We start from the raw sequence: 16,586 nt of genomic DNA on the forward strand, positions 1-16,586 counted from the left end.
GCCAGTTGTCTACCACCCATGACTCAATGACATCCGGATCAGTTCGGCGCGTGACGACAGCCCGAGCTTGACGAAGATCTTGCGCAGATGGTAGTCGACAGTGCGGGGGCTGAGGAACATCAGCGTCGCGATCGACCGGTTGGTCTCACCGGCGCTGACGAAGCGGGCGATCTGCAGCTCCTGGGGAGTGAGCTGATCGGCTGCGCCGTCATCACGTTTGCGGGCGGTCTCGCCGGTAGCCAGCAATTCGGTGCGGGCCCGCTCGGCCCAGGGCGCGGCGCCCATCCTCTGGAAAGACTCGTGCGCGGCCCGCAGATACTTGCGTGCCTGGGCACGGCGCCGGCGCCGCCGCAGATTTTCGCCGTAACGCAGCTGGGTCCGGGCGGTGTCGAAGGGCCGGTTGCCCTGTGCATGCAGGCGCAGCGCCTCGGTGAACTGCTGATCCTGATCACCGTCACCGGCGAGCAGACCGTGACAGCGGGCCACCAGGGCTCCTGCCCAGGGCGCTCCGGTGTCGCGTACCCACGCCTGCAGCGTTGTCAGGCTTTCGGCGGCGGCTTCGCGGCGTCGGGCGCGCACGGCGGCTTCGACGAAGTCCGCAGTCGCCATCAACATCACCATCTGGTTGCCCTCGCCGGGTGCCGCGCGGGCCAGCGCTTCGAGGCGGTCGAACGCTTCCTCGGAGCGACCGGCGCCCAGATCCAGCAAGGCCAGTGACCAGGACGCGATCGCCGCGTGCGGCCCCAGCCGCGACGACATCGCTTGCGACAGCGCTGACTCGGCATGGTCGACGCACGCTTGACCGCGACCCTGTACGGACGCGATCATCGCCATCACGGCGTGCAGATGCGCCGCCGGATTGTGCTGGCCGGTTTCCTCGGCCAGCCGCAGACCCTCGGCGGCATCGGCCAATGCCGTCGCGTAGCGGCTGGTCAATGCCTCAACCATGGCCAGCGGTCCAAGCAGCAGCGGCAGGATCGCAACCTCAGCGGCCGCGCGTGCCCTGGCCACCGCTGTGCAGAACAGATCGATCGCGCGTAGATCCTCTCCGAGGAACATGGCCCCTGCGGCCGCACCGAGCAACGCCCGCGGCTGCTGACTGTCCGTGGCCAGCTCCGCGGCCACCCGCAACTTCGCCGCCGTGGACGTGGTGTCACCACGGAGCAGCCCGGACAGCCCGGTGATGACATGCGCCGCGGCGAAACCCCGGGTGTCGTCAGCGGGCAGGCCGGCCAGCCTGCTGGCGACCTCGTTCACCCGTTCCAGGTCGCCGCCGGCCCAGGCCAGCTGGCCCGCCTCGCCGAGCATCAGCGCGGCGGCCGCGGGTTCGGTAGCCGTAACCAGATCCGCGGCGCCGACGAGCAAGGCGTAGGCGGCCGACGGGGCCCCGCACTGCGCCTCGATCGACCCCCGCAGGTGCCCGATGCGCGCTCGTAATGATGTTGAATCAGCAAGGGGCAGAGCCAGTTCCAGTAGTCGCCGGGCACGCTCGGGTTGTCCGGCCGACCACGCGGCCGCAGCCGCGTCGGCCAGCCGCTCCGCGCGTGGTCCCGGATCGGCGGTGAGCGCCGCCGAGCGTTCGAATGCGGCGGCCGCCGCATCGTGCCCACCCCGTCCGGCGGCGCGCTGAGCTAATGCGCGCAGCGACTCGGCCACCTGCGCGTCCGGTCCTGTCGTCGCATTGGCGAGATGCCACGCCCTGCGGTCGGCGTCAGCGTCGGCGTCCAAGCACGCGGCCAGGGCCCGTTCGACCTCCCGGCGCCGCCGCGAGGTCGCGCCCCGATAGACCACCGCGCGCACCAACGGATGGACGAAGGACACCACCGTCGACGTCACCAGGAGCAGCCCGGTCGCCTCCGCAACATCCAGCGCGTCCGGTCCGGCGCCGAGGACCTGCGCTGCACCCAGCACTTCGTCCAGTCGCCCGGTGTCGTGCGCTGCGGCCACCAGCAGCATGGTCTGCACTCGCGGCGGAAGCTCGGCGATCCGTTCGAGATACAGACGCTCCAGGTCAGTGCTGACCGGCAGCTGTTCCGGCAGTGCCGAACGCCCCGACAACTGATCTGCGGACAACGATCGCGCCAGTTCCACCAGCGCCAGCGGGTTGCCCACAGTATCGGCCACCAACCGGTCGGCCACCGCCGCGCCGACCGGACCGCCGGTTAGTTCGGTCAACATCACGCCGGCGGTGGCCGCGTCCATACCGGCCAACCTCAGCTCCGGCAGTCCGGGTGCAGCAAATGACCGCGGATCCCGCGCACCGAAGAGCATGACAATCCCTTCGGCCTGGAGGCGCCGGGCGGCGAATGTCAGCGCGTCGGAAGAGGGTCCGTCCAGCCACTGGGCGTCGTCGATCAGGCAGAGCAGCGGTGCGCTTTCCGCCGACTCGGCCAAGGTGCTCAGCACCGCCAGGGCGATCAGAAACCGGTCTTCGGCGGTCGCGGGCCCCAGCCCGAATGCGCCGAGCAGTGCGGCCTTCTGGCGCTCGGGAATCGCCGCGCAACGATCCAGGATCGGCAGCAACAAGGTGTGGATCGCGGCGAACGGTAGCTGCGCTTCGGTCGGGATGCCCGCGGCGCGCAGGATCTGCATTCCTCCGGCCTGCGCCGCGGCGTAGTCGAGCAAGGCCGATTTGCCCATGCCGGCTTCACCGCGCACCACCAACGAGCCGCTGTGCCCCGACCGCGCCGCCGACAGCAGTTGGTCCAGCTGCGCGCACTCCCGCTCGCGGCCGTGCAGCACAACACCGATCGTAGGACTCGACCGGCGGCGCGACTGGTGACTTCACTGATTCGACGAACCGCCGAGCGCGGGAGGGTTGGGATAACACGGAAGGAGCTGAGGATGAACACCCACGGCACCGGCTCTTCGGTCCGCAACGTCGACGTCGCGGTGATCGGCGCGGGACCCACCGGTTTGATGCTGGCCTGCGAGCTGGCTATGCGCGACGTTCCGGTCGAAGTGCTGGAACGACGCGCGGGCGAACCCAACGTCACGCGGGCTTTCGCCGTGCACGCCCGCACCCTGGAACTGCTCGACGCCCGGGGGCTCACCGACGAGGTGCTCTCGCGCGGCTTCCGGGTCGCCGAGGTGGCACCGATTCCGGGCGCGACGGTTTCACTGGCCGACGAGCTGCGGATGCGTTACCCGTTCATCCTGATGGTCCCGCAGAGCGGGACCGAGCATGTGCTGGCGTCCCGCGCACGACGCCTAGGGGTCCCTATCCATCACGACGCCGAGCTGGTTCGTCTCGATCAGGACGGGGACGGCGTGAATCTCGGTCTCGCCGACGGCACCGCCCTGCGCGCGCGCTACGTCGTCGGGTGCGACGGCGCCCACAGCGCGGTGCGCAGGCTGCTCGGTGTGGATTTCGTCGGCAAGCAGTACCAGACGCACATCATGCTGGCCGACGTGCGGCTAACCAGCCCACCGCAGGAGCAGATGTTCGCCAGGACCAATGCCTACGGAGTGGTGTTGGTGCTGCCGTTCGGCGCCGGCTGGTATCGCGTGATCGTCTGGGACCGCACGCGTGAACACGAACCGCTCACCGAACCCGTGACCGTGGCGCAGATCCGCGATGCCTTCGCGCGGATCGCAGGTCAGGATCTGGGCGTCGGCGAGATGCGTTGGAGCTCACGCTTTCTCAGCGAACGCCGGCAGGCCCGGCACTATCGGGTGGGAAGGGTGTTGCTGGCCGGGGACGCCGCTCACGTTCATTCGCCGATCGGCGGGCAGGGCATGAACACCGGCATCGGCGACGCGATGAACCTGGGCTGGAAGCTGGCCTCTGTGGTGCAGGGGCCGGGACGGCAGTGGTTGCTCGACAGCTACGAGTCCGACCGTCATCCGGTGGGCGCCGGCGTGCTGGCGATGACGGACCTGCTCAACCACCTCGTGCTGGGCCGCTCCAAGCTGCGCCGCGTCCTGCAGCGCTCGATCATTCGCACGCTCCTGTATTTCCCCCGCGGTCGCCGCGTTGCCGCCGAGCGACTCAGCGGCATCGCCGTTGCCTATCCACGACGTCCGCGCAAGGACGATCCGTGGGTGGGACGGCGAATGCCCGACATCGACTGCGACGGCACCAGGCTCTACGAAATCTTGCGCAGCGGCCGCTTCGTCCTGCTCGTCAGGGACCCCGGGGACGCTCCCGCCAACCGGCCTGGGGTCGATGTGGTAATTCATTGCGACACAACGGTCCCCGCCGTGGTGCTGGTACGTCCCGACTGCTATGTGGCATGGGCTGCCCGCCGGTCCCCGGAGGCGGCCGAACTCATCGGAGTGCTCATGCGCTGGTGTGGCGAACCGGTCGCAACGCATCAGCTTTCCCCAATCGAAGGAGGAGTGGTTTAGCAACGCGGTGTCAGGGGTACGCGGTACCTCGGTGCGCAGGCTGAACGGGGAGGCACACGCGCCGGCGCCGAGGGGATATCCCTGGAATTCACTGCACGTGACCAGTCGGGCAGGCGGCTATGGAACGACTGAGCGGACTTGACGCTTTCTTCCTCTATATGGAGACACCGACGCAGCCGTTGAATGTGTGCTGCGTCCTGGAACTGGATACGTCGACAATGCCGGATGGTTACTCATACGCCAAGCTCCGTGCCTCTTTGGGGGAGCACGTACAGGCGGTGCCGGAGTTCCGGATGAAACTCGCCGACACACAACTGAATCCCGATCATCCGGTGTGGGTGGATGACGAGGGTTTTTCGCTGCGGCGCCACCTGCATCGGGTTGCGGTGCCGGCGCCGGGAAGTCGTCGCGAACTGGCCGAGATCTGCGGCCACATCGCGGGACTGCCGCTGGACCGGGACCGCCCGTTGTGGGAGATGTGGGTGATCGAGGGCAGCGCCCGCGACAACGGCTTGACGGTGCTGCTGAAGGTGCACCACGCTGTGGTCGACGGAGTCGCCGGGGCGAACCTGCTGGCGCAGCTGTGCAGCCTGATACCGGATGCTCCTGCGCCCGGACCGGTCGCCGGCGCGGGACGCGCCAGTGCGCTGACGATCGCTGCAAGCGGACTTCTCAACGTCGCCAAGCGGCCATTGCGGCTGGCCACAGTGGTGCCCGCGACGATAGCGACGTTGGCGAAGACGGCATTGCGGGCACGCGAAGGCCGCACGATGGCCGCACCGTTCAGTGCGCCGCCGACCCTGTTCAACGGCCCACTGACGCACCACCGAAACGTGGCCTACACCCAACTCGACATGCGTGACGTCAAGAGGGTCAAGGACCGGTTCGGGGTGACCGTGAACGACGTGGTGGTGGCGCTGTGCGCCGGGGTGCTGCGCCGATTCCTGCTCGAGCGCGGTGAACTACCCGAGGTTCCGCTGGTAGCGACCGTGCCGGTTTCGGTGCGCGACAAATCAGACCGGCCGGGTCGCAATCAGACCACCTGGATGTTCTGCCGCATGCAGACCCATATCAGCGATCCCGCGGAGCGCCTCCGCGCCATCGCGGCCGGAAACCGCGCCGCCAAGGACCACACCGCGGCGATGGGGCCCACCCTGCTGCACGACTGGACTGAGTTCGGCGGCCAGACGATGTTCGGTGCGGCGATGCGGATCTTGCCGCGAATCCCGTTGAGTACCAGCCCCGTTTACAACATGATCTTGTCAAATGTGCCCGGACCACGGGACCAGCTGTACTTCTTGGGCTGCCGCATCGAATCGATGTATCCGCTCGGACCGCTGCTACGCGGTGCGGGACTCAACGTCACCGCGATGTCGCTCAATGGGGCACTGGGTGTCGGCATCATTTCCTGCCCGGATCTGTTACCGGAGTTGTGGGGGATGGCCGACGCTTTCCCCGACGCACTCAAGAAGTTGCTGGTCTGCCCCGTCGGCGCTGCCCCGGCCGCAGTGCCGGCAGGTGACTCCTGACGTGCCGAATGCGTTGCGCTGCTTGTCAGCTCAGTACGGATAGCCGGTGCTGGTGGCGAGCACCTCGACCGCGGCGCTGATGCCTGGGAGCACCGTCGCGCCGTAGCGGGCGATGATCTGCTGCAACGCACGGGTAATGTGCGGTCCGACTGCGTCGGCCGGCAAGATGTCTTCGGCGATCACGATGCCGTTGACCACGTGCCCGGCGAGCAATCTGCCGTCGCGTGCGATCTCGTAACGCCAGTCGCCGATCTGTACGCGTTCGGGGTCGGAGGAGAAGAACCCCCTCCTGGCCCGCGTATGAATCACCCCGGGCAGTCCGGCGAACACCTTCACCACCATGGCAACCCCAGCCGGACCGGCGAGTGCCTCCGCGATGGTGCGGCTGACTCGCTCGGCGTCGAACTCGTACATCAGCTATCCATCGGCAGGACGAACGTCGGCTTGATAGTTTCCCCGCTTCCGCTGCGCCGCACTGCGGTTCCCGCGGAGTAGAACTCCACCGTGTGGTGTCCCCACGCGTAATTGGAGATCGCGAAGTGCACGCCCACCACGCCGCTGGCACCGTCCCGCTCGGCCTCGGTCTGCATACGCGACATCGCCAGCTCGCGCGCCTGATAGTTGCCCTGCGTCCACTGCGGCATCTCGACGTTGCGGCCCATCTGCCGCAGCGTCTGCATGAACCCCTGCACGGCGATGTGGAAGACGCAGTTGCCCATCACGAACGCCACCGGAGCATATCCGGACCGCAGCAGCGTCACCATGTCCTGTCCGGAGAGGTGACTGGAGAAGGCCTGCCCGTTGGGGCGGCGGAACGCCCCAGGCTTCTCGGTGTACCTGACCGCCGTGCCGACAGCCATGAACTCCAGATGTTCGCCACCCTCACCGTGATGGCGCCAGTTGAGACGGACACCGACGATGCCGTCCGCCTTGAGTGCGTCGGCCTCGGCCTGCATGCGCGCCATGGCATTCCAGCGGGCGCGATAGGTCGCCTCGGTCAGGACACCGAGTTCCTGTTGCTGGCGCATGTTCGTGAACTGATACCCGACGTGGTAGACCGAGACGCCCATCACGAGCTCGATCGGCTCGAACCCGGCACCGTGCAGCAACGCGAACTCGTTGATCGACAAGTCGGACGTGAACGACTTGTCAGCATGCGACAAGCGCTCCTGTGCCACCGGATCGAGCGAGCCAGGTTCCATGCGCGGGCGTCCCTTCTGTCGTTTGCGACAGCGTACCTACCAACGCGCCGCTCATGGAGTAAGCGTGATCGCCTCTTCCGGACAGTTCTGCGCACCGACCAGCGCCTGTCGCTCCAGGGCGCCCGAAACGTCGTTGACAAGCACGACCGCGTGGCCCACGTCGTCGGAGTCATAGATCTGCGGTGCCAGTGAATAGCAGCGTCCGTGACCCACGCAGCGGTCCGCGTCCACCGATACGCGCGTCATCGCGCCGGCACCGGAAATGTCAGCGGCAGCGCTTCGACCGAGCGCAGCGCCGCGGTGTACTTGAGTTCGGTGCCGGGCGGAATCTGGTAGTCGGGGATCCGCCGGTGGAATTCCCGCAGCGCGACGCGCAGTTCCATGCGGGCCAGGTGTGATCCCAGACAGCGGTGCGGGCCCCCACCGAACGCACGATGGCGGTTCGGACTCCGGCTGAAGTCGACCCGTTCGGGGTCGGCGAACTCGGCCGGATCGGTATTGGCGGCGCCCAGCAAGGGGCTGACCCGCTCGCCTTTGCTGATTGGGCAGCCACCGATCTCGACGTCCTGCACAGCGACTCTGGCGACGCCCGGCACCGGTGTCTCCCAACGCAACAATTCCTCGATGGCGTGCGGCAGGATGTCGGGCTGCTCGACCAGCTGACGACGATGCTCGGGGTGTCGGGCGAGGTAGACGTAGAAGCAGTCCAGTGAATCCGTCACCGTGTCTAGTCCGGCGATCAGGAACAGAAAACAGATGTCCAGCAACTCCTCGCGGGACAGGGCCGCACCGTCGTCTTCTTTGAAGTGCGTCGCGATCATGGCCGAGAGCACGTCGTCGCGCGGGTCGGCGATGTGGTCGTCGATCGCGCGGTCGAAGTATTCGTAGATCTGTTCGGCGACTTTGGCCGAGGCGTCGTGGCGGTCGTCGTAACCGGTCGACCCCTCGGGCCGGATCACCCCGTCCTTCCATTCCAGGAACTTCTCGAGATCCTCCAGCGGCAGTCCGAGCAACTGCAGAAAGACGGTGCAGGGCAGTGGCACCGCGAACTCTTCGTGGAAATCGCAGGAACCCCGGTCCGCGAAGCGGTCGATCATCTCGTTGACCAGGGCGGTGACCTGCGGTTCCCGCCGTGCCATCTCTCGTGGCGTGAACAGCGGATCCAGGATTCGGCGATACTTCGCGTGCTCAGGCGGGTCGATCTGCAACGGGATCAGTGGTCGCAGGTTCCCCAGATCGACCGCGTCCATGTTGGACGAGAACAGATCCGTGCGCTTGAGCGCCATCTCGATGTCCGAGAGTCGGCTGAGCACCACCGCCTGCGGCGATCTGAACACGGGAGCCGACTCGCGCAGCGCCTTGTACATCGGCTGGGGCTCGGCAAGACCTATGACGGCCTGATCGACGAATGATTCCGCTTCTGTCATGTAGTCAGACTGACACCGCGCCGGACAGCGGGCAATCCTTGTCTTACAAAAATATGTAACTTAGACAAGTTGGCGGGCGCCGCTGCCGCCACCGGCGCCGTAAGTCCCATCAAGAACAGCGATAGGCGTCGGCGCAAATTTGTACAGCTGGCAGAAAGCAAACATCGGAAAGGCAGGCCGATCTGTACCGAAAAGAATTCGCACAGTTGTTCACCGCGGAACTCAGGCCGAGCGAAAACGGGTTGGATTTAAGCACTCTCGCCGAATTGATCACGTGGCGCGATGGGGCGTAGGCCTCAGGATCGGATGCCGTCGACGTCGACGAGCAGGTGTAGGGGACCGCGGAACACCTGGCTGCGCCGGTATGGCGGCGGATCGGCAACCAGTCGGGGGTTGTCGACCCGGCGCAGAAACGTCTCCAGCGCCAGATTCACCTCCAGCCGCGCCAGCGGCCCGCCCATGCAAGTGTGAATTCCGCTGCCCCAGCCGAAGTGCTCATTGTCGGCGCGCAGCGGATCGAAGGTGTCAGGTTCGGTGAAGCGCGCCGGGTCGCGGTTGGCGGCGCTGTACATGAGATGGACCGCCGCTCCTTTGGGGATCACGGTTCCGGCGATCTCGATGTCGTCGGTGGCGCTGCGGCTGGGAAAGAACTGCACCGCGGACTGCAGCCGCTGCACTTCTTCGATCGCCCGTGGGATGAGCTCGGGCCGTCGCCGGAGCAGGTCGAACGATCCGGGGTTGCGCAGCAGGGTCAGCACGCAGTTCGAGATCGTGTTGACCGTCGAGTCGTGGCCGGCGATCAACAGCAGTTGGGCGTTGGATAACGCCTCCTGCGGCGACATCGCGCCGTCGGGGCCGTCGGCGTCGTTGACCAGATTGGAGAGCAGGCAGTCGGCCGGGTGGTGCAGGTAGCCGTCGATCAACTCGGCCAGATAGCCACGCAGCGCCTCGCCGCTGGCACGGCCTTTCTCGACGCGGGCCCTGCCTTCTTCGGTCGACGCGTCCGGTCCGAGGTCCAGCCCGGACAGCATGTCGTAGATCCAGGCGTGAAAGGTGGGCTCATCGCGCAGCGGCACGCCCAGTATCCGGCAGATGACCATCACGGGCACCGGATACGCGTAGTCGTCGACGACGTCGAAGCGTTTGTCGCCGTTGGCTTTCAGGCCGTCGAGCAGGTCGTTGCACAGTGCCACGATGCTCGGTTCGGTGTCGGGGATCACCCTGGGGGAGTGCGGGGGCCCGAAGTGTCGCATCACCTGCCGGCGGGCGCGATCGTGATCGGGGGGATCGGAGACGATGATGCTCTGCTGGTGGCCGTATCGACCGAGTTCCTCGACCTCGGGGTCCGCACCGGCGCGCAGCGGGCTGCGCCTGATGTCCGAGCTGATCCGCGGATCGTGGGCCAGGGCAAGCAGTTCCCGGTATCCGGTGACCACGTAGAGGTCGTCGGCCACTTGCACGACCGGGGTCTTGCGCAGCTCGTCGAAGAATGGATAGGGGTCGGCGCGGTTCTCATATTGCATCGCCGCGGCCCAGGCGGTTCGTGCGCTCATGTCGCTCCTCACGGAATTCTAGGGGCGGGGCCGGAATTCGGCTCCCCGCGAGGTGGGGTCATGCCCGGTCAGCACGACATCGGGAAGCCCGGTCGGTACTCGCGGATCGGGGAACCGCGCGGGAATCGGTGTCATGTCGGGTGGCCGATCGTAGCCGGGAGGGGGAGGCGGGAACGGCGCCGAGCGCTCGATCAGCGAGGTGTAGTACGGAAGCCACTTGCCATGGTCGAAGGTAACGGCGCCGACGATGCGTCCCCGTCGTCCGTATGCGGCGGCGAACCGTCGTTGCCCGGGAGACCCTTGCGTGAACACGATCTCGTCACCGAACGAACACACCCCGGCGCCCTTGATGTTCACCCCGAACTGCGCCGACCAGAACGACGGCACCGGCAGGTGCGGGCGACGGTCAGTCTCCAGGCTGATCATGTTGTTGGCGGCCACCTCCGCGCCGAATACCGCGTTGTCCCAATGCTCCATCGAGATGAACTGGTATTCGTAAAGCACGTGCGGCATGCGGGCGATGTCACCGGCGACGAAGATGTTGTCGGTCACGACACCGTTGATGTCGAATGCGCGACAGCCCGCGTCGCACCCCACGCCCCAAAATCCACTGGCCAAGCCGGCCCCCTCCAGCCACTCGACGTTGCGAATGGATCCCAACGACGCCACCACGACGTCGACGTCGAGCCTATGTCCGTTGGACAGCTGGGCCTGGCGCACGTGACCGTCGTTATCGCCGTGCAGCGCCTGTACCGACACCCCACTGCGCAGATCGACGCCGGCCTCGCGCTGCATGGCCGCCGCGATGTCGCCGATGACCCCGCCCAGCGCGCCGACCAATGGTGCGCCGGCCCGTTCGGCCACGGAGACAGGCAGTCCCAACTCACAGCAGACCGAGGCGATCTCACACCCGATGAAACCCGAGCCGACGATCAGCACCCGCCGCGGACGTTGCCGCAACGCTTCCTGCAGCCGGCCCGCGTCTTCACAGGTGCGCACGGTGAATACGCCGTCAAGCGCGCCTTCAGCGGCGTTGGGCCACGGTCTGGCCCGCACTCCGGTGGCAATCAGCAGCCGGTCGTATTCGACGGTGCTCCCATCGGCCAGCAGCACCCGGCGATTGACCCGGTCCAGGCCCACCGCCGCCACGCCCAGTCGCCAGTCGGCGTCCACCGCACGCAGTCGCGGCAACGTGGTGTGATCGGCAGGCACCCAGCCCTTGAGAACCTGCTTGGACAGCGGGGGACGGTCGTACGGCTGGTGCGGCTCGTCGCCGATAAGCGTCAGCTGCCCTCGAAAACCCCGGTCGCGCAAGGCTTCCGCTGCGCGCAGGCCGGCCAGCGACGCCCCTACGATGACGATACGGGCTTCGGCCCGAAAGGTTTTGACAAGCTCTGCGACGAGCGGGTTCTTCACGCCGGCGCCTCGGGGGTGTATGTCTCGACGATGATTGCCTGCACCGGACATGACGCCGCCGCACGCAACACTCGCTGCCGCTGCGAATCGTCGGGATTGGGGTCATAGGACAGCGCCTCGTCACCGAGCAGCTTCAGGACGTCCGGTGCCAGCGGAACACATTGCGCATAACCCTGGCACTTGTTCAGGTCCACGACGATACGCATGCCAGCGGCTTTCTGACTTGGCGGGCGGCGAACGTCGCGATCGTACGCCGGGCATGGCGTGCGCCCGAGCACAATCGTTAACGTTTCTGTCATTACAGCAATAACAGGCACCTGGAAACGGTCATGACGGTGACCCGGCGCGCTGTTACGGGCTCGGCGACCGTGGTGTGCCGGCGCCGGGGCGTCGTGCTGACGTCAACCTGATCGACCCGGAGCGACTCGGGCTGCACTGTCGGGAGCGGGTGGAAGATCTGCCCGGTGGCGCCGGCCGCTTGATCCAACGCTCGGACGGCTACGTCGAGACGCCGGTGCTGGGCCAGACGGTGGTGGCCGAAGGGGAGTTGACCGACGCCACGGCCGGCGGCGCGGTCCGCGGCTGCCGTTGCGCACCCGGTCAGCTAACCGGTGTCGCGGTCGCGGCGACCCCCACGCATCAGAGATACACCCGCACGAACCATTCCGCGCAGTGCGTACGCGGCGGTGACCACCGACAGCAAGATCAGGAGCACAAAGGTCGGTAACCAGTTGGCCCGGCTGTGATTGACGTCCCACCAGACCACGGCGAACAACACCACGCAGAGGAACAGCACGATGTCGCGCCAGTTGCCCCGGTAGGACGTCGCGGCCCTGCGCAGCGCATTGGTCTTGTCGGCCGCGTCGATCAGGTCGTCGATCCGGGTGTCGATGCTGCGCTGCAGGTTTGCCCGGCGTTCAGTGGCTTCCGGCGGGAGCCGATCCAGCAGATCCATGTCCTGCTTGATCAACGACCGGTAGTCCGGTCCCCGGAACTGCCCCGCTGTCAGGGCGAGCATCACACCACCCAGGACCGGCGCACTGTTCATCGCCATCTGTCCCACACCCGCCACCTCAGACCCTCCTTCGCCGCATCCACGAGATTCCCCGATGAGGATTGCCGATAGTGTCGAGTGGATCAACCGCTGGGCACTTCCAACCGCGTCGCCCAGCGGGAGTTGGCGGTGACATTCGCCGCCGATCTCGCGCCGGCATCACGGTGAGGCTCACGCCAGTCGCGGTGTGAAGCGAGCAGCACCGATATCGGACAGTCGTCCAGAAGCACGGTGTCAAGACGGGGCTCGGAACCAGCGAAGCCTGACCGCACCGACCGGGCGTTGACCACCCTGCGTCTTGGCCTATCCGCCGGCTATGTGCCGAATCCGGAAGAAATCGGCTAGAGTCGCGAGAGTAACCAGACATCTGTCCAGTTTCATGGACGAGTTCAGCCAAGTTTCGGGCCGGACCGAGGCCGGCACGGCACCGCAGGCCGGGTAGCCAGGCAGACCGGAGGACCGCTGTTGACGAGCAGGTACGCCGCCCTCACCCGAGCACAGCTCAGCACGCTGGTGCCGGAGCTGCTGTTGATCGGCCAGATGATCGACCGATCCGGAATGGCTTGGTGCATACAGCAATTCGGCCGCGAGGAAATGCTGCAGATTGCGATCGAAGAGTGGGCCGGCGCCAGCCCGCTGTACACCAAGCGCATGCAGCGCGCCCTGCGTTTCGAGGGCGACGACGTCATCACCATTTTCAAGGGCCTGCAACTCGACATCGGCGCACCGCCGCAATTCATGGACTTCCGATACACGGTGCACGATCGCTGGCACGGTGAGTTTCAGCTCGACCACTGCGGAGCACTACTCGATGTCGAACCGATGGGCGAAGACTACGTGCGGGGGATGTGTCATGACATCGAGGACCCGACATTCGACGCCACCGCGCTGGCAACCAACCGCAGGGCTCAGGTGCGTCCGATTCACCGGCCCCCGCGGGTACCCGCGGACCGACACCCGCACTGCGCGTGGACGGTGATCATCGACGACTCTCACCCTGAAGTCGGCTTCATCCCCGGGCTGGAGATCGTCGGCCGCACCAGAGCCGCTACCACCGAACTCGATCCGATCGAGTCGACTGGGCCGGGGCAGTACGACTACTCCGGACCGCTTGTGTCGGACTTCGATTTCGGCGCCTTCTCGCACGCGGCGCTGGTCCGTCTCGCCGACGAGGTCTGCCTGCAGATGCATCTGCTCTATCTGTCGTTCGACCTCGCGGTGCGCAAACGCGCCGGCGACGACACGGCCATGGCCCGGTCGATCGCCACCAAGCAGCTGATCGGGCTCGCAGGGCTGGCCGGCGAGCGGATCCACCGAGCACTGGACTTGCCCGCGGGCGTCGAGGGTGCGGTGCGTGTAATGAAACTGCACCCGCTGTTCAATCCCGCCGTCTACGTGCGGGCGGATTTCGAACGGGATCGCCTGCACCTGCATCCGTCGCCGGCCCACGAGGATCATGCCTGGCCGGCGCTGGTATCCCCCGGCGAGGTGGCACCCTTGCAAGCGATCGTGTCCGCGGTGGATCCACATCTGCGCGTCGACATCAGCGGCAGCGCGACCGAATGGACAGCATTGATCACCGAAACCGACACGGTGACAAAGGAATTCCCGGAAGTTTCAGTGGCCAAGGTCAGCGGCGGTTCGACCTTCGTCTTTCAGCCGCGCAAATCGTTGCCGCTCACTCCCGTCTGACCTGCCCCCGCCGTTCAGGCGACGGACGCGCCGAGGATGAGATTGACCGCCTCATCGAGCTGACCCGCGATCTCGTGATAGGTGAGGAAGCGGGCCGTCATCAGAGCACCTGCGAAGGTCATCTGCAGGGTGGACTTCACCGGCCGCGGCCAGCCGGGGCCCAGCGCCGCGCCGATCCGGCGGGCAACGTCCGCGCCGATCTCCTCCCGAAGCGGAACAACGGCGGGGTCGTCGGCCATCAGCGCGGCGCCGCACCCGGCGGTGAGTTCCGGCTCGTCGGCGACCACCAGCGCCGTGTCCCGCATCGTCGCGCTGACCCTGGTTTTGGTGGTGTCGTTCACGTCGGTGTGCCGCGGGAGTTCCCGGAGCAGCCGAAGGTAGACCGCCACCACCAGTGCGCTTTTCGACGAGAAGTAGGTGTAGGCGCTCGCGGGTGACACGCCGGCCCGCTGGGCCACCGCGCGCATCGTGAGGTTGGCGTAAGACGACTCGCGCAACTCCTCCAGCGCGGCGTCCAGGACCTTGCGGATCGTCTGTCCCGGACGCCGATCCGAACGGCGCTGCGTGCTTGCGCCGGCCGCGGCGGACGCGTCGTCGCCCGCGAAAAGTGGTACCCCGCTCGACACCCGTCCGGTGTAGGAAACGACGGGCTACACGTGGACAACTGTCCAGAAATTGAGAACGCAGTAACGTGGGCGGTGTGACCGAGCAGGACCGGCGCCGGTGGGATGAGCGTTACGCGAAGTCGGGCCCGGCGCTGGTCGAGGTCGGTGCTCCGCCAGAGTTCCTGCTTCCGCGTATCGACGTGATCCCCAACTCGGGACGGGCACTCGATATCGCCTGTGGCCGGGGGGTTGACTCCGTTTGGCTGGCAAGGCGGGGGCTGGACGTCTGGGGCGTGGACATTTCCCGCGTGGCTATCGAACTGGCCTCAAATCTAGCTGACCGCATGAGTTTTGGTGACCGCTGCCGATTCAGTATCGCCGACCTCGACGAGGGTCTGCCGGACGGACCGCCGGTAGACATGTTGCTGTGCAACAAGTTCCGCGACCGCCGCCTCGACCGGGCGCTGATTGAGCGCTTGGCGCCGGGCGGAATACTGGCTATCTGCACTCTCAGTGAGGTCGGCGCCGAACCGGGGCCGTTCCGCGCCGCCCGCGGCGAACTGCCTTCGGTATTCGGTGAACTCGATCAACTGACGGCGGGCGAGGGCGGGGGATATGCCTGGTTGGTGGCGCGCCGAGCCGGGGTACTGTCGGGCACCGCAACAACGACGCGGTGACCGCGTCGATGTCGACGTTGGTCGCCCCAGCAACGCGGTCGCCGGCTACGGGTACATGACGGACTACCGTATCGCACCTGCATAGAAGCCGCGCGTCGACAAGATCTACGGCGGCACAAGCGAAATCATGAAGGAAATCGTCAGCCGGTCACTGTAGCCCGCACTCCGAGTCGGGTAGTGTCAGGACCATGGAGCGGCGCGTGCTGGAAGCTGTCATCTACGAGCGTGAGCCACCCATCGCGCGCATCGTCTTGAACCGGGCGGAGAAGGCGAACACCAAAGATGCGGTGCTGGTGACCGAAGTCGACACCTGTCTGCGAGAGGCCGATCACGACAAAGAGATCAAGGTCGTCATCCTCAAGGCCAACGGCAAGGGTTTCTGTGGGGGCCACGTGGCCCGGTGGGGCCCGGACGAAAACCCTTATCCCGACTTCGGAAACACCTTCGAGGATCTCTACAAAGGCACCGCCGACCTGTTTTTGTGGCCGACGCTGTATTTGTGGGAGTTTCCCAAACCGACGATCTCCCAGATTCATGGTTACTGCATGGGCGGCGGGATCTACCTGGGACTGCTGACCGACTTCTGCGTCGCCTCCGAGGACGCGTATTTCCAGATGCCGCTGGCACAGAGCCTCGGCGAGCCCGGCGGTCACACCATGATCGAGCCCTGGCTGATGATGAACTGGCATCGCACCATGGACTGGCTGCTGCTGGCCCCGACGCTGTCGGCCCAGCAGGCACTCGACTGGGGCTTGCTCAACAAGGTGGTGCCGCGCGACGACCTCGAGGATACCGTCGAAGAGATGGCCCGCAAGATCGCTCAGATTCCGCTGACCACGCTGATGGCGGTGAAGAACAACGTGAAGCGGGCCTGGGAACTGATGGGGATGCGCGTGCATCTTCAGGTCAGCCACATCCTGACGAACATGGTGGGCGCGGCTTCGGATGTGCAGGCCCGTCGGGCCGAGCTCATCCAGTCCGGCATGAAGCCCCGCGATTTCGTCGAGGGCGCCGACACTGGGGGCCAGCGGCCATCGTGAAGCTGGCTTCACGTTCGACGCCGAACGTGAAGCCAGCCTCA

15 protein-coding genes and 1 pseudogene are annotated in these 16,586 nt (G+C 66.4%); 6 read left to right on the plus strand and 10 right to left on the minus strand.

Features of this window, described 5'->3' with window-relative positions; genetic code table 11:
• Window positions 1-9 precede the first annotated feature (9 nt).
• The gene (locus ACX9NE_RS19100; protein ID WP_459362545.1) at window positions 10-2,742 is read right to left on the minus strand and encodes a helix-turn-helix transcriptional regulator; all 2,733 of its coding nucleotides are present in this window, start codon (window positions 2,740-2,742) and stop codon (window positions 10-12) included.
• A gap of 102 nt (window positions 2,743-2,844) precedes the next feature.
• On the opposite strand from ACX9NE_RS19100, the gene ACX9NE_RS19105 reads away from it, so the two are divergent.
• Window positions 2,845-4,350, plus strand: a complete 1,506-nt coding sequence (locus ACX9NE_RS19105; RefSeq protein ID WP_459362544.1) for an FAD-dependent monooxygenase — start codon at window positions 2,845-2,847, stop codon at window positions 4,348-4,350.
• Between the two features lie 119 nt (window positions 4,351-4,469).
• A complete protein-coding gene (locus tag ACX9NE_RS19110; RefSeq protein WP_459362543.1) occupies window positions 4,470-5,879 on the plus strand; it encodes a WS/DGAT/MGAT family O-acyltransferase in 1,410 nt (469 codons plus the stop codon).
• A gap of 30 nt (window positions 5,880-5,909) precedes the next feature.
• Here the strand turns inward: ACX9NE_RS19110 and ACX9NE_RS19115 are convergent, their stop codons facing one another.
• From ACX9NE_RS19115 to ACX9NE_RS19150, 8 genes are all read right to left on the minus strand, one after another.
• Window positions 5,910-6,293 (minus strand): DUF5073 family protein, encoded by a 384-nt coding sequence (locus tag ACX9NE_RS19115; protein WP_459362542.1) that lies wholly within the window; start codon window positions 6,291-6,293, stop codon window positions 5,910-5,912.
• On the minus strand, window positions 6,293-7,081 hold the full coding sequence (locus tag ACX9NE_RS19120; protein WP_459362541.1) for a heavy metal-binding domain-containing protein: 789 nt from the start codon (window positions 7,079-7,081) through the stop codon (window positions 6,293-6,295). Before ACX9NE_RS19120 ends, ACX9NE_RS19115 begins: the two co-directional genes overlap by 1 nt.
• 51 nt (window positions 7,082-7,132) lie before the next feature.
• The gene (locus tag ACX9NE_RS19125; protein ID WP_459362540.1) at window positions 7,133-7,327 is read right to left on the minus strand and encodes a ferredoxin; all 195 of its coding nucleotides are present in this window, start codon (window positions 7,325-7,327) and stop codon (window positions 7,133-7,135) included.
• Entirely contained in the window at window positions 7,324-8,508 is a 1,185-nt protein-coding gene (locus ACX9NE_RS19130) for a cytochrome P450 (protein WP_459362539.1), read from the minus strand. Before ACX9NE_RS19130 ends, ACX9NE_RS19125 begins: the two co-directional genes overlap by 4 nt.
• Before the next feature lie 296 nt (window positions 8,509-8,804).
• A complete protein-coding gene (locus tag ACX9NE_RS19135) occupies window positions 8,805-10,061 on the minus strand; it encodes a cytochrome P450 (RefSeq protein WP_459362537.1) in 1,257 nt (418 codons plus the stop codon).
• Window positions 10,062-10,079: 18 nt separating this feature from the next.
• Window positions 10,080-11,477 carry an NAD(P)/FAD-dependent oxidoreductase gene (locus ACX9NE_RS19140; RefSeq protein ID WP_459362536.1) on the minus strand — a complete coding sequence of 466 codons (1,398 nt, stop codon included), beginning with the start codon at window positions 11,475-11,477 and terminating at the stop codon, window positions 10,080-10,082.
• On the minus strand, window positions 11,474-11,683 hold the full coding sequence (locus tag ACX9NE_RS19145) for a ferredoxin (RefSeq protein WP_459362534.1): 210 nt from the start codon (window positions 11,681-11,683) through the stop codon (window positions 11,474-11,476). Before ACX9NE_RS19145 ends, ACX9NE_RS19140 begins: the two co-directional genes overlap by 4 nt.
• 398 nt (window positions 11,684-12,081) lie before the next feature.
• On the minus strand, window positions 12,082-12,531 hold the full coding sequence (locus ACX9NE_RS19150; RefSeq protein ID WP_459362657.1) for a hypothetical protein: 450 nt from the start codon (window positions 12,529-12,531) through the stop codon (window positions 12,082-12,084).
• 465 nt (window positions 12,532-12,996) lie between these two features.
• Between ACX9NE_RS19150 and ACX9NE_RS19155 the strand changes: the two genes are divergently transcribed.
• Window positions 12,997-14,223, plus strand: coding sequence for a hypothetical protein (locus tag ACX9NE_RS19155; protein WP_459362532.1), 1,227 nt, complete (start codon window positions 12,997-12,999; stop codon window positions 14,221-14,223).
• A 14-nt stretch (window positions 14,224-14,237) separates the two neighbouring features.
• Here ACX9NE_RS19155 and ACX9NE_RS19160 read toward each other — a convergent pair whose 3' ends face one another.
• Complete coding sequence (locus ACX9NE_RS19160) at window positions 14,238-14,849, minus strand: TetR/AcrR family transcriptional regulator (RefSeq protein ID WP_459362531.1); 612 nt, start codon at window positions 14,847-14,849, stop codon at window positions 14,238-14,240.
• A 74-nt stretch (window positions 14,850-14,923) separates the two neighbouring features.
• Here ACX9NE_RS19160 and ACX9NE_RS19165 point away from each other — a divergent pair, with 74 nt between their 5' ends.
• The 3 genes and pseudogenes from ACX9NE_RS19165 to ACX9NE_RS19175 all read left to right on the plus strand — a co-directional run bounded on the left by ACX9NE_RS19165 (window position 14,924) and on the right by ACX9NE_RS19175 (window position 16,545).
• Entirely contained in the window at window positions 14,924-15,505 is a 582-nt protein-coding gene (locus ACX9NE_RS19165) for a class I SAM-dependent methyltransferase (protein ID WP_459362530.1), read from the plus strand.
• A pseudogene (locus tag ACX9NE_RS19170) lies at window positions 15,490-15,662 on the plus strand (acyl-CoA dehydrogenase family protein); the annotation flags it as partial. The gene ACX9NE_RS19165 and the pseudogene ACX9NE_RS19170, both read left to right, overlap by 16 nt.
• A 31-nt stretch (window positions 15,663-15,693) precedes the next feature.
• Window positions 15,694-16,545: an enoyl-CoA hydratase-related protein gene (locus ACX9NE_RS19175; RefSeq protein WP_459362529.1), complete on the plus strand. Its 852-nt coding sequence runs from the start codon at window positions 15,694-15,696 to the stop codon at window positions 16,543-16,545.
• Window positions 16,546-16,586: the final 41 nt, after the last annotated feature.

It is taken from the genome of Mycobacterium sp. ML4 (genome assembly GCF_054515735.1).

Coding starts and splice junctions, on each gene's coding strand:
- ACX9NE_RS19105 (WP_459362544.1), top strand. CDS start 2,845: ATGAACACCCACGGCACCGGCTCTTCGGTCCGCAACGTCGACGTCGCG.
- ACX9NE_RS19175 (WP_459362529.1), top strand. CDS start 15,694: ATGGAGCGGCGCGTGCTGGAAGCTGTCATCTACGAGCGTGAGCCACCC.
- ACX9NE_RS19125 (WP_459362540.1), bottom strand. CDS start 7,327: ATGACGCGCGTATCGGTGGACGCGGACCGCTGCGTGGGTCACGGACGC.
- ACX9NE_RS19150 (WP_459362657.1), bottom strand. CDS start 12,531: ATGGCGATGAACAGTGCGCCGGTCCTGGGTGGTGTGATGCTCGCCCTG.
- ACX9NE_RS19115 (WP_459362542.1), bottom strand. CDS start 6,293: ATGTACGAGTTCGACGCCGAGCGAGTCAGCCGCACCATCGCGGAGGCA.
- ACX9NE_RS19110 (WP_459362543.1), top strand. CDS start 4,470: ATGGAACGACTGAGCGGACTTGACGCTTTCTTCCTCTATATGGAGACA.
- ACX9NE_RS19145 (WP_459362534.1), bottom strand. CDS start 11,683: ATGCGTATCGTCGTGGACCTGAACAAGTGCCAGGGTTATGCGCAATGT.
- ACX9NE_RS19135 (WP_459362537.1), bottom strand. CDS start 10,061: ATGAGCGCACGAACCGCCTGGGCCGCGGCGATGCAATATGAGAACCGC.
- ACX9NE_RS19130 (WP_459362539.1), bottom strand. CDS start 8,508: ATGACAGAAGCGGAATCATTCGTCGATCAGGCCGTCATAGGTCTTGCC.
- ACX9NE_RS19120 (WP_459362541.1), bottom strand. CDS start 7,081: ATGGAACCTGGCTCGCTCGATCCGGTGGCACAGGAGCGCTTGTCGCAT.